General features: G+C 62.8%; 7 protein-coding genes. 3 read left to right on the top strand and 4 right to left on the bottom strand.

What is annotated here, in order from left to right; translation table 11 throughout:
- Positions 1–521: 521 nt before the first annotated feature.
- Entirely contained in the window at positions 522–1,979 is a 1,458-nt protein-coding gene (locus BLU35_RS14555; RefSeq protein ID WP_058325223.1) for a glutamate synthase subunit beta, read from the bottom strand.
- 108 nt (positions 1,980–2,087) lie between these two features.
- Complete coding sequence (gene gltB / locus BLU35_RS14560) at positions 2,088–6,812, bottom strand: glutamate synthase large subunit (RefSeq protein ID WP_058325916.1); 4,725 nt, start codon at positions 6,810–6,812, stop codon at positions 2,088–2,090.
- A gap of 553 nt (positions 6,813–7,365) precedes the next feature.
- Here gltB and BLU35_RS14565 point away from each other — a divergent pair.
- Positions 7,366–8,412, top strand: coding sequence for a threonine aldolase family protein (locus tag BLU35_RS14565; RefSeq protein ID WP_058325917.1), 1,047 nt, complete (start codon positions 7,366–7,368; stop codon positions 8,410–8,412).
- Positions 8,413–8,486: 74 nt separating this feature from the next.
- Here BLU35_RS14565 and BLU35_RS14570 read toward each other — a convergent pair whose 3' ends face one another.
- Positions 8,487–9,344, bottom strand: a complete 858-nt coding sequence (locus tag BLU35_RS14570) for a LysR substrate-binding domain-containing protein (protein ID WP_057254627.1) — start codon at positions 9,342–9,344, stop codon at positions 8,487–8,489.
- A 95-nt stretch (positions 9,345–9,439) separates the two neighbouring features.
- On the opposite strand from BLU35_RS14570, the gene BLU35_RS14575 reads away from it, so the two are divergent.
- Positions 9,440–10,429: a bile acid:sodium symporter family protein gene (locus BLU35_RS14575; protein WP_093233518.1), complete on the top strand. Its 990-nt coding sequence runs from the start codon at positions 9,440–9,442 to the stop codon at positions 10,427–10,429.
- A 217-nt stretch (positions 10,430–10,646) separates the two neighbouring features.
- Here BLU35_RS14575 and BLU35_RS14580 read toward each other — a convergent pair whose 3' ends face one another.
- The gene (locus tag BLU35_RS14580; protein WP_057254625.1) at positions 10,647–11,108 is read right to left on the bottom strand and encodes an Hsp20 family protein; all 462 of its coding nucleotides are present in this window, start codon (positions 11,106–11,108) and stop codon (positions 10,647–10,649) included.
- A gap of 386 nt (positions 11,109–11,494) precedes the next feature.
- Between BLU35_RS14580 and BLU35_RS14585 the strand changes: the two genes are divergently transcribed.
- Positions 11,495–12,460: an alpha/beta fold hydrolase gene (locus BLU35_RS14585; RefSeq protein ID WP_057254624.1), complete on the top strand. Its 966-nt coding sequence runs from the start codon at positions 11,495–11,497 to the stop codon at positions 12,458–12,460.
- The last annotated feature ends 52 nt before the right edge of the window (positions 12,461–12,512 follow it).

The following is a 12,512-nucleotide window of genomic DNA, read 5'->3' on the forward strand; positions in this document are numbered from 1 at the left end:
GATCAATGTCCTATGGCCACGGCTGTCGTTGGCGAAGCGCCGGCTCACACCGTCGCTCAGCCTGTGGACGTCGAGATGGTCTTTCGAGATGTCGACCCCGATGCTATCGTTCATCATCTTTCGCTTGTCCTGTGCTTGTCATCCGGAGCCGAACTCCGGGTATCCGTTCAGGCCTCAAGGGAAAGACGAGGGCGATCCGACTCTAGCTCGACCCATCAAAAGGTCCGCAATTCCAACGATCCGACCCTCGCCGCTGCGGGAGGGCGGCGACCCTCCCGCAGCGGTTCCTTTCTGACCTGTTCGGCAGCCAATGTCATAAGACAAGCAATTCCAGGAAAAGTGTGAAGCGGTTTTCCGTCCGGAATTGCGCTATTTCAAAGACTTAGATCATTTCACCGTTTCGACGAAAAAATGAAATCATCTAGAACCAGCCGCGCCCAAGGCTGTCGAGCCTCCGGCAACAGCCCACAAAAAAGCCCCGCATCGCTGCGGGGCTTTTTTCATGCTTGGGAGTAAACCGTTTATCGCGGCAGGGTGGTTGAGCCCATCAGCGCCTCGTCGATCGCACGGGCGGCCTGGCGGCCTTCGCGGATCGCCCAGACGACCAGAGACTGGCCGCGGCGCACGTCGCCGGCGGTCCAGAGCTTCTCGACCGAGGTCTTGTAGTCGCGCTCGTTGGCAACCACGTTGGTCGAGCCGCGGCGGTCGGTGTTGAGCGTCAGCTTGTCGCCGAGATCCTTCAGCACGCTGCTGGTAAACGGACCGCGGAAGCCGATGGCGATGAAGGCAAGATCCGCCTTGATGATGAACTCCGTGCCGGCGACCGGCTTGCGGCGATCGTCCACCTGGCAGCACTTCACGCCGGTGAGGTTGCCATCCTCGTCGCCGATGAATTCGAGCGTTGCCACCTGGAACTCGCGGATCGCCCCTTCGGCCTGGCTGGACGAGGTGCGCATCTTCGTTGCCCAGAACGGCCAGACGGCGAGCTTGTCTTCCTTTTCCGGCGGCTGCGGGCGGATGTCGAGTTGGGTCACCTTGACCGCGCCCTGGCGGAAGGCGGTGCCGACGCAGTCCGACGCGGTATCGCCACCGCCGACGACCACGATGTGCTTGCCGCCGGCGAGGATCGGCTGCGACGGCCAGCCGACGCTGTCGATGTTCTCGCGGCCGACGCGGCGGTTCTGCTGCACGAGATAGGGCATCGCATCATGCACACCGGCGAATTCGACACCGGGGATGCCCGCGTCACGCGGCGTCTCCGAACCGCCGCAATAAAGCACAGCATCGTGGTCGTCGAGTAGGCGCTGCATCGGCACGTCAACGCCGACATTGATGCCGCAGTGGAAGGTGACGCCTTCGCCCTTCATCTGTTCGACGCGGCGGTCGATGAAGTTCTTCTCCATCTTGAAGTCCGGAATGCCGTAGCGCAGCAGGCCGCCGGCCTTGGTCTCGCGCTCGTAGACGTGAACCTCGTGGCCGGCGCGGGCAAGCTGCTGGCCTGCCGCCATGCCGGCCGGGCCGGAGCCGATGACCGCGACTTTCTTGCCGGTCTTGGTGACGGCCGGCTGCGGCACGATGTAGCCCATCTCATAGGCCTTGTCGGCGATCGCCTGTTCGATCGTCTTGATCGCCACCGGCGTGTCTTCGAGGTTCAGCGTGCAGGCTTCCTCGCACGGCGCCGGGCAGACGCGGCCGGTGAATTCCGGGAAGTTGTTGGTCGAATGCAGGTTGCGGATCGCCTCATCCCAGTTGCCGTTGTAGACGAGGTCGTTCCAGTCCGGGATCTGGTTGTGCACCGGGCAGCCGGTCGGCCCATGGCAATAGGGGATGCCACAGTCCATGCAGCGAGCAGCCTGCTTCTGCACTTCCGGTTCTGACATCGGAATGGTGAATTCACGGAAATGGCGAATGCGGTCGGATGCCGGCTGGTACTTTGCCACTTGCCGGTCGATCTCGAGAAATCCAGTTACCTTACCCATCGTACTATCCTGAAAGCTTTGCGTCTGAACAGGCGCTTTTGACAAGCGCGCGTGAGGGACCCCCGAACCAGTCTGTGATGAACCGGGAGCCTTGGTCACCGGGGCCTCCTATTCAGCCGCCTCTGCCATTTTCATGCGTTCCATATCCTCGAGCGCACGGCGGTATTCGACCGGCATGACCTTGCGGAATTTCGGCCGGTAATCCGTCCAGTGATCGAGAATCTCCTTCGCCCGGGGCGAACCCGTGTGGTGAAGGTGGTTGGATATCAGCTGATAGAGCCGCTCTTCATCGTGACGCGTCATGTCGCCGGAGACGTCGACCATGCCCTTGTGCATGATGTCGCCGCCGTGGTGATGCAGCTTCTCGAGCATGTCGTCCTCTTCCGGAACCGGCTGCAACTCGACCATCGCCATGTTGCAACGACGGGCGAAATCACCCTCCTCGTCCAGCACATAGGCAACGCCGCCGGACATGCCGGCCGCGAAGTTGCGGCCCGTCGTGCCGAGAACGACGACGACGCCGCCGGTCATGTATTCGCAGCCATGGTCACCCACGCCCTCGACGACCGCGACCGCACCGGAGTTGCGCACGGCGAAGCGCTCGCCGGCAACGCCGTTGAAGTAGCACTCGCCCGAGATCGCGCCATAAAGCACGGTGTTGCCGACGATGATCGATTCCTGCGGAACGATCGTCGCGTTTTCCGGCGGCCGGACGATGATGCGTCCGCCCGAAAGACCCTTGCCGACATAGTCGTTGCCGTCACCCACGAGATCGAAGGTGATGCCGCGTGCCAGGAACGCGGCGAAGGACTGGCCGGCCGTGCCCCTGAGGGTCACGTGGATGGTGTCGTCCTTCAGGCCCTTGTGGCCCCAGCGCTTGGCAAGCGCACCGGCGAGCATCGCACCGGCCGAGCGGTCGACGTTCTTGATCGCAGCTTCGATCTTGACCGGCGCCTTGGTTTCGAGCGCGACCTTGGCTTCCTCGATCAGCTTGCGGTCGAGAATGTCGTCGATCGGGTGCTTCTGGCGTGTGGTCCAGTAGGTCTCTTCCTTGGCGGCTTCCACCTTGTGGAAGATTTTCGAGAAGTCGAGGCCGTTCGCCTTCCAGTGGGCAAGTGCACCGTCCTTTTCGAGCAGCTCGGAGGCACCGATGATCTCGTCAAGCTTGCGCACACCAAGCGAAGCCAGGATCTCGCGCACTTCCTCGGCGACGAAGAAGAAGTAGTTGATGACGTGCTCGGCCGTGCCCTTGAAGCGCTTGCGCAGAACCGGGTCCTGGGTGGCGACACCGACGGGACAGGTGTTGAGATGGCACTTGCGCATCATGATGCAGCCGGCAGCGATCAGCGGCGCGGTGGCAAAGCCGAACTCGTCGGCACCGAGCAGCGCCCCGATGATGACGTCACGGCCGGTCTTGAGACCGCCGTCGACCTGAAGGGCGACGCGCGAGCGCAGGCCGTTCAGCACCAGCGTCTGCTGGGTCTCGGCAAGGCCGATTTCCCAGGGGCTGCCGGCGTGCTTCAGCGAGGTCAGCGGCGAGGCGCCGGTGCCGCCATCGAAGCCGGCGACGGTGATGTGGTCGGCGCGCGCCTTGGCGACGCCGGCGGCAACCGTGCCGACGCCGACTTCCGAGACGAGCTTGACCGAGACGTCCGCTTCCGGATTGACGTTCTTCAGATCGTAGATCAGCTGCGCCAGATCTTCGATCGAATAGATGTCGTGGTGCGGCGGCGGCGAGATCAGGCCGACGCCAGGCGTCGAGTGACGGGTCTTGGCAACTGTCGCATCGACCTTGTGGCCGGGCAACTGGCCACCTTCGCCGGGCTTGGCGCCCTGCGCCACCTTGATCTGCAGCATGTCGGCATTGACCAGGTATTCCGTGGTCACGCCGAAGCGGCCGGAGGCGATCTGCTTGATCGCCGAGCGCTCGGGGTTCATCGAACCGTCCGGCAGCGGCAGGTAGCGGTCGCTCTCCTCACCGCCCTCGCCGGTATTCGACTTGCCGCCGATCCGGTTCATGGCGATCGCCAGCGTCGTATGCGCCTCGCGGCTGATCGAGCCGAAGGACATGGCACCGGTCGAGAAGCGCTTGACGATGTCGGTAGCCGGCTCGACCTCGTCGACCGAGATCGGCTTGCGGCCGAGAGCCTCGGCGCTCTTCACCGTGAACAGGCCGCGAATGGTGTTCATGCGTAGCGCCGAGTTGTTCACCATCTCGGAGAATTCGCGATAGCGGTCCTGCGCGTTGCCGCGCACGGCATGCTGCAGAGATGCGATCGCGTCCGGGGTCCAGGCGTGGCTTTCACCGCGCATGCGGAAGGCATATTCGCCGCCGATGTCGAGCGTGTTGGCAAGAACCGGGTCGGCACCGAACGCCGCCTTGTGGCGGGCGACGGTCTCGGCCGCGATCTCTTCGAGGCCGATGCCTTCGATCGTCGTCGCCGTGCCGAAGAAGAACTGGTTGACCAGCTTCGACGACAGACCGACGGCGTCGAAGATCTGCGCGCCGCAATAGGACTGGTAGGTCGAAATGCCCATCTTGGACATGACCTTGAGGATGCCCTTGCCGACGGCCTTGATGTAGCGATAGACGACCTCGCTCGCATCGACCTCCTTGGGGAACTCGCCGCGCTTGTGCATGTCGATCAGCGTATCGAAGGCGAGATAGGGGTTGATCGCCTCGGCGCCGTAGCCGGCGAGCAGACAGAAGTGGTGCACTTCGCGTGGTTCGCCGGACTCGAGCACGATGCCGACCGAGGTGCGCAGGCCCTTGCGGATCAGGTGGTGGTGCACGGCGGCGGTCGCAAGCAATGCCGGGATCGCCACGCGGTCCGGACCGACCTGACGATCAGAGAGCACGATGATGTTGTAGCCGCCCTTCACCGCCGCTTCCGCGCGTTCGCAGAGACGGTCGAGCATATCGGGCATGCCTTCGGCACCGCGCGAAATGTCATAGGTGAAGTCGAGCGTCTTGGTGTCGAAGCGATCCTCGGTGTGACCGATCGAGCGGATCTTTTCGAGATCGCCATTGGTCAGGATCGGCTGGCGCACCTCGAGCCGCTTGGCATGGGCCATGCCCTCGTGATCGAGGATGTTCGGGCGCGGTCCGATGAAGGAGACGAGGCTCATCACCAGCTCTTCGCGGATCGGGTCGATCGGCGGGTTGGTAACCTGCGCGAAGTTCTGCTTGAAATAGGTATAGAGCAGCTTGCGCTTGTCCGACATCGCCGAGATCGGCGTATCGGTGCCCATCGAGCCGATCGCCTCCTGGCCGGTCGTCGCCATCGGCGACATCAGGATCTTGGTGTCTTCGAGCGTGTAGCCGAAGGCCTGCTGGCGGTCGATGAGCGAGACGTCGCGACGCAGCGCGCGCGGCTCCACCGGCTTCAGTTCTTCGAGGATGAGCTGGGTGTCTTCAAGCCACTTGCTATAGGGGTGCTTCTGGGCGAGCGAGGACTTCACCTCCTCGTCGGAGATGATGCGGCCCTGCTCCATATCGATCAGCAGCATCTTGCCCGGCTGCAGGCGCCACTTCTTGACGATCTTGTCCTCGTCGACCGGCAGCACGCCGGATTCCGAAGCAAGGATGACGCGATCATCAGAGGTGACGATGTAGCGGGCCGGACGCAGGCCGTTGCGGTCGAGCGTCGCGCCGATCTGGCGGCCATCGGTGAAGGCGACTGCCGCCGGTCCGTCCCACGGCTCCATCAGCGCCGCATGGTATTCGTAGAAAGCCTTGCGCTCGGGCGACATCAGCTGGTTGCCGGCCCAGGCTTCCGGGATCAGCATCATGACAGCATGCGACAGCGAGTAGCCGCCCTGCACCAGGAACTCGAGCGCGTTGTCGAAACAGGCGGTGTCCGACTGGCCTTCATAGGAGATCGGCCAGAGCTTTGAGATATCCTCGCCGAAGAGCGGCGAAGATACCGACGCCTGACGCGCGGCCATCCAGTTGACGTTGCCGCGCAGCGTGTTGATTTCGCCGTTATGCGCGACCATGCGGTAGGGATGCGCGAGCTTCCACGACGGGAAGGTGTTCGTCGAGAAGCGCTGGTGCACGAGCGCCACCGCGCTCTCAAACCGCGGATCGGACAGGTCCTTGTAATAGGCGCCGACCTGGTACGCCAGGAACATGCCCTTGTAGACGATCGTCGAGGACGACAGCGATACCGGGTAGAAATTGCTCTCCTCGCCCTTGTATTCGTCATAGATGCGGTTGGAGATCACCTTGCGCAGCGTGAAGAGACGACGCTCGAACTCGGGGTTCGTGGCGGCGTCGCGGCCGGCACCGATGAAGATCTGGACATGGCGCGGCTCGGTCGCGGCAATCTCGGGCGCCTTCGACAGCGACGCGTTGTCGACCGGCACGTCGCGGTAGCCGATGAGCACCTGGCCCTCTTCGGCGACGACGTCCTTGATCACCTGCTTGAAGTGTTCGACGAGCGCATCGTCCTGCGGCATGAAGATATGGCCGACGGCGTACTCGCCCGCCTTCGGCAGGGTGATGCCCTGCTTGGCCATCTCCTCGCGGAAGAAGCGGTCGGGAATCTGCACGAGAATGCCCGCGCCGTCGCCCATCAGCGGGTCGGCACCGACGGCACCGCGGTGCGTCAGGTTTTCGAGCATGAACAGGCCGTCGCGCACGATCTGGTGCGACTTCTGACCCTTCATATGCGCGACGAAACCGACGCCGCAGGCGTCATGTTCGTTGCGCGGATCGTAGAGACCCTGTTTTCGCGGCAGGCCAGTCGGGAATGCGGGCGTTTTTTCAGCCGTCGCAACGCTGTGTGCGAGGTTGAGCCCAGATTGCTGTGATGGCGAATGATCCGTCATCGTTTTCCCTCCTGTTAAACCCGGCACCGCCGGGCATGGCACCGCCCGCGCATGGCTCTTCGTTGCGCGCAAAGGCACGCCAAAAAGCCGGGGCACTATCGTCTCATGATCCTGATCAGGTCGCAAATAAGCACGGCATCATCAGGCACTGATGTCTGCGACCATCCTGACGGCAGGCGATAACAACCGGATGAAATCCGGCAAATCCTCCCGCTTCGCACGCCGGGTGCCATTTTTTTAGGCACTCGCGGCGATTGTTCCGGTCCCTAGACCGAAATAGGACAGCAAACCTGTCCTATTTCATGTGCTCTATGCCAGAAACTACCCCCCTCCGCAAGAGGCATATCAGCAAATAATAGAGAAGATTTTGCCGAACATTGCCGGAAGTTTCCGGCTTTTATAATTTAATTACGGCTTTCCGGCGTTTTCTTCCTTTTGGTTTCAAACTGGTCTCCAGTTGGCCTTTCGGCCGCTGACCGTGATTGATCCGGCCGAGAACTCGGCTAAGGTCGGCCAAATCCGTCGAAAAGACTGTAATACAGGGTGGAATGTGATGATTTTTTCGTCTGACAACTGGGCTGGCGCCCATCCCGCGATTGCCGAAAGCCTGATGGCGCATGCCGGCGGATATGCGTCCGCCTATGGCACCAGCGAGCTTGACCGGAAGGTGGAGAAGAAGTTCGCGGAAATCTTCGAAAGGGATGTCGCAGTCTTCTTCGTCGGCACCGGAACGGCTGCCAATTCGCTGGCACTTGCGACAGCCAATCGCGCAGGCGGCATCGCCTTCTGCCATCGCGAAGCGCATGTCATCGCCGATGAATGCGGCGCGCCGGAATTCTTCTCGCACGGCGCCAGGCTGAAGCCTGTCGATGGACCGCGGGGCAAGATGGAGGCCGCGCGCCTCGAAGCCGAGATCCGGCGCTTTCCGCTCGACAATGTCCACGGTGGCCAGCCGACAGCGGTCTCGCTGACCCAGGCAACGGAAAGCGGCACGGTCTATTCGCTCTCGGAGATCGAGGCGATCGCGGCCGTTGCCAAGGCGCACAAGTTGCCGCTGCATATGGATGGTGCCCGCTTCGCCAATGCGCTCGTCGGCCTTGGCGCAACGCCCGCTGAAATGACCTGGAAGCGCGGTGTCGATCTCGTCTCCTTCGGCGGCACCAAGAACGGCTGCTGGTGCGCCGAAGCGCTGGTGCTCTTCGATCTCTCGAAGGCGCACGAAATGCATTTCCTGCGCAAGCGCTCGGCCCAACTCTTCTCCAAGTCGCGTTTCGTCTCCGCACAGTTCGACGCCTACTTCGCCGGCGATCTCTGGCTGAACCTCGCGCGCCATGCCAACGCGATGGCTGCACGCCTCGCCGAGGGCATCGCCGCCTCGAAGACGAGCCGCCTCGCCTGGCAGGCGGACGCCAACGAGGTTTTCCCCATCATCAGGAAAGACGTGGCCACGAAGCTCAGGCAGGATGGCGCCGTCTTCTACGACTGGCCCGTGCCCCACGACCTCGATGGAAGTCTTGCGCCGGATCAGGGTCTCTACCGCCTCGTGACCAGCTTTGCGACGAAGGCCGACGACGTCGACCGGTTCGTCGCCGCGTGCTGAAGCAGTTCCAGGAAAACGGCCAGCTTTTCCATCCGGACGACCATCTCGCGACCTGAGCGGGGTGATCCCCCGCATCAAGCCTGTCCCTGCAGTGTCCTCACATTGGAGAGGATCTCGGCCGATAGTGCTGCACTCAGCTTGCGGTCCACGCCCTTGCTCGGCACCAGCACGAACTCGACGTCTTCGAGCGGCGGCAGGGCGCCGGCGGGGATCTCCTTCAACCCCTGCGGCACCATGCTGCGCGGCTGCACGAGCACCCCCATTCCGGCGCGCGCGGCCGCCGTCAGCCCGCTGAGGCTGCCGCAGGTGCAGACGATGCGCCACGGCAGGCGATGCCGGTCGAGCACTTCGAGCGCGACGCTGCGGGTGATGCTCGGCGGCGGAAAGGCGATCAGCGGCAGCACCTTGTCACGCCTGATCCTTTCGGGGTCGCGGGCGAGCCAGACGAGCGGCTCGCGATAGACGAGCTCGCCTCTCACGTCGCCGAGCCTGCGCTTGGCGAGCACGAGATCGATCTCGCCGTTGTCCTGCATCTGGTAAAGCACGCCGCTGAGCGCCACGGTCAGTTCGAGATCGACCGACGGATGAGCACGGACGAAATCTTCGAGTACCGCCGGCAGCCGGCTCATGACGAAATCCTCGGAAACACCAAGCCGCAGGCGACCACGCAGACTGCTTTCGGCAAAAAGCGCACGCACCTCACCGTCGATCGCCAGCATCGAACGGGCATGGGCAAGCAGTGCCAGCCCATCCGCCGTCAGCGACACGCGGTGGGTATCGCGGGCGACCAGGGTTCGCCCGAGCGAGGCCTCAAGCCTTTGAATATGCTGGCTGACGGTCGATTGCCCAAGCGACAGTTTCTCCGCCGCCAGCGTGAAACTGCCCATCTGTTCGAGCGCGACGAAGCTGCGCAACTGCACGAGATCCAACATGACTCATCCCAAATCGCGATAACTGTTATTCCTTGCATCCTGCTTCATAATGAGTGATCCCGGCAAGACGTTTCATCACCAGCAAGTGACCGGATATGCGCCGCTACCTTCCCGATACCTTCACCATCCTGCTTCTGGCGACGGTGCTCTTGGCATCCGTCCTGCCGATCCATGGTGAGGCGACCGCCTGGTTCGGATTGGCGACCAAGGTGGCGGTCGGCATGGTCTTCTTCCTGCACGGCGCCCGCCTCTCGCGCGACGTGGTGATCGCCGGCATCCTGCACTGGCGGCTGCACCTGACGATCCTCGCCTCCACCTTCGTGCTCTTCCCGCTGATCGGTCTTGCAATCGGCTTCGTCCCGACCTCGATCCTTCCGCAGTCGCTCTACACCGGCATCCTGTTCCTCTGCGTGCTGCCCTCGACGGTGCAGTCTTCGATTGCCTTCACCTCGATGGCCGGCGGCAATGTGCCGGCCGCGATCTGCTCGGCGTCTGCGTCCAACATCTTCGGCATGTTTCTGACGCCGCTGCTGGTCGGGCTGCTGTTTACCGCCGGCAGCCACGGCGGCGTGACGCTCGATGCACTGGAGCAGATCCTGCTGCAGCTGCTCGCCCCCTTCGTCACCGGCCAGCTGCTGCAGCCCTTGATCGGCAACTGGATCCGGGCGCGCAAGGGCCTCTTGGCGCCCGTCGATCGCGGTTCGATCCTGATGGTCGTCTATCTCGCCTTCAGCCAGGCGGTGACATCGGGCCTTTGGCAGACCTATTCGCTGGCAGATCTCGGCGTCCTGGTCGTTATCGAGATCGTCATGCTGGCGCTCGTGCTTGCCGTCACCATGTTCGGCAGCCGCCTGCTCGGCTTCGACAAGGCGAATGAGATCGCCATCACCTTCTGCGGCTCGAAGAAGAGCCTTGCGAGCGGCGTTCCGATGGCGAGCGCCATCTTCGCCGGGCAGAACATCGGCGCGATCGTGCTGCCGGTGATGCTGTTCCACCAGATCCAGCTGATGGCCTGCGCCGTCATCGCACAGCGCTACGCCGCCAAGAAGCAGGCCTCCGCCGTGCCCGCGCCGGCCAGATCCTAAAGCCTGTCGCGCAAAAGTGCGCAGCGGTTTTGCGACAACGACATGCGAAACATCAAAAACTTGAAGCGCAAGGAGCGAATCTGAAAGATCGTGACGCGCTTTAGAAAGTCAGGAAAGTCCGAAGCGGTCTCCCTTCGGAACTGCGTGATTTCAATGAACCAATAAAAAAGCGGCGCCCCTGGGGGACGCCGCCTGTCTTGGGAGATTGTCTTCGCGGTTAGAGGGTCTGGGCCTCGATCTGCTTCGGCTGCGAGGCAACGGACGAAATCTCGATCCGGCGGGGCTTGGCTGCTTCCGGAATCTCGCGGGTGAGGTCGATGTGCAGCAAGCCGTTCTTCAGCGAAGCGGACTTGATCTCCACGTGATCGGCGAGCTGGAAGCGACGCTCGAAGGCACGCTTGGCAATGCCACGATGGAGAAACTGGCTTTCGTCGCCCTTTTCCTCGGCTTTTTCGCCCTTGACCGTCAGAGTGTGCTCACGGGCCTCGATCGAAAGCTCGCTCTCGTCAAAGCCAGCAACTGCCATGGTGATGCGGTAGGCGTTTTCGCCGGTGCGTTCGATGTTGTAGGGCGGATAGGTCTGGGCTTCACCCGGCTGACCGAGGCTGTCGAGCATCGTGAACAGGCGATCAAAGCCAACGGTGGAACGGTAAAGGGGAGAGAAATCAAAGTGACGCATTGTGTCCTCCTTGGAGCAACGGTTTGCGATGTCTGGTCGGCCACCCCATTCTGGCAGCGGCAAGACCGGTGAACGGACCCGTCTTCGGCGCCCGTGACCCTGATTTGGGGAGGCAAATTCGCGACTTCAAGACGCGAGCGCTTACGATTTTCCCGTGAACCCGACATGAACGGCCGCTTCGGCTTCCGTTCAGCCCCGGTGGGCTAGAAGAAAACTCTGGGCGGCAACTCCCAGGCTGAAGTGATACGTCCCTTCCTCTTCAGCAGCCGGAAACGGTGATCGTCCGGATTTCACCCACCGTTTCCGGCTTTTTTCTTTGACGACTGAGACCCTGCCGCCTATCCCTTGATGATACCGATCAACCCGCTCTTGGCCGTCACCACGTCATGACCTCGATCCTCCACTCGACACCGGACAATCCGACCCCGGAAAACTACGTGGCTGGGTTCTTCGATGGCGTCGGCGGTCGCAAGATTCGCTACGCGATCTTCAGGACGAAACAGCCTGTTGCGCGCGGCACGGTCGTCCTGCTGCAGGGCCGCAACGAATCGATCGAGAAATATTTCGAGACGATCGCTGATCTCACGGCTGCAGGTCTTTGGGTCGCAACCTTCGACTGGCGCGGCCAGGCGGGCTCCGAGCGGCTGCTGCCACACCCGGGCCGCGGCTACGTCGACCACTTCTCCGACTATGAACGCGACCTCAGCACCTTCCTCGAACAGATCGTGCTGCCGGATACGCGCCTGCCCTTCTCGATCGTCGCCCATTCCATGGGTGCGCTCGTTGCCCTGTCGCTGGCACCGATGCTAGCAAGCCGGATCGACCGGCTGGTGGTGCTGGCACCCTTCGTCGGCCTTGGCGGACAGGCGCTCGGCGAGCCCAGCATTGCGGCGATTGCGACCCTCATGCGCTGCATCGGCCTCGGCACCCTGCCGGCCCATCCCGACAAGGGCAACCGCCCGTTCGAAAGCAACGTGCTGACGGCGGACCGGCGCCGCTACCTGCGCAACATCGCACTGACCGACACGCATCCGGAACTGAGGCTTGGCCCGCCCACCGCGCGCTGGCTGAGCGAGGCCTTCCGCGCCATGCGCCGCGTCATCCGTCGCGAGCATCTGACGCGCATCACCCTGCCGACGATCATCCTGGCGCCGACGGCTGACCGTCTGGTGCCGCATCTCGCCGTCGAGTGGTTGGCGCGCAACTTCCGCGCCGCCCAGATGATCCCGATCGATGGCGCCCGCCACGAACTGCTGCATGAAGCGGATCGCTATCGCGCCCAGGCGATGGCCGCGATCCTTGCCTTTGTCATCCCCGAAGAGGGTGACGAACGCGAAAACAGCGCCGCCTGATACAGGCGGGCACACTCGCCAATCGTTTGATTTCGCATCTCGCTTCGGTATC

Source organism: Sinorhizobium sp. NFACC03 (genome assembly GCF_900103435.1).
Lineage (GTDB): Bacteria > Pseudomonadota > Alphaproteobacteria > Rhizobiales > Rhizobiaceae > Ensifer.

Excerpts from the sequence above, each read along its gene's own strand:
- BLU35_RS14555 (WP_058325223.1), bottom strand. The coding sequence starts at position 1,979 with ATGGGTAAGGTAACTGGATTTCTCGAGATCGACCGGCAAGTGGCAAAG.
- gltB (WP_058325916.1), bottom strand. The coding sequence starts at position 6,812 with ATGACGGATCATTCGCCATCACAGCAATCTGGGCTCAACCTCGCACAC.
- BLU35_RS14565 (WP_058325917.1), top strand. The coding sequence starts at position 7,366 with ATGATTTTTTCGTCTGACAACTGGGCTGGCGCCCATCCCGCGATTGCC.
- BLU35_RS14570 (WP_057254627.1), bottom strand. The coding sequence starts at position 9,344 with ATGTTGGATCTCGTGCAGTTGCGCAGCTTCGTCGCGCTCGAACAGATG.
- BLU35_RS14575 (WP_093233518.1), top strand. The coding sequence starts at position 9,440 with ATGCGCCGCTACCTTCCCGATACCTTCACCATCCTGCTTCTGGCGACG.
- BLU35_RS14580 (WP_057254625.1), bottom strand. The coding sequence starts at position 11,108 with ATGCGTCACTTTGATTTCTCTCCCCTTTACCGTTCCACCGTTGGCTTT.
- BLU35_RS14585 (WP_057254624.1), top strand. The coding sequence starts at position 11,495 with ATGACCTCGATCCTCCACTCGACACCGGACAATCCGACCCCGGAAAAC.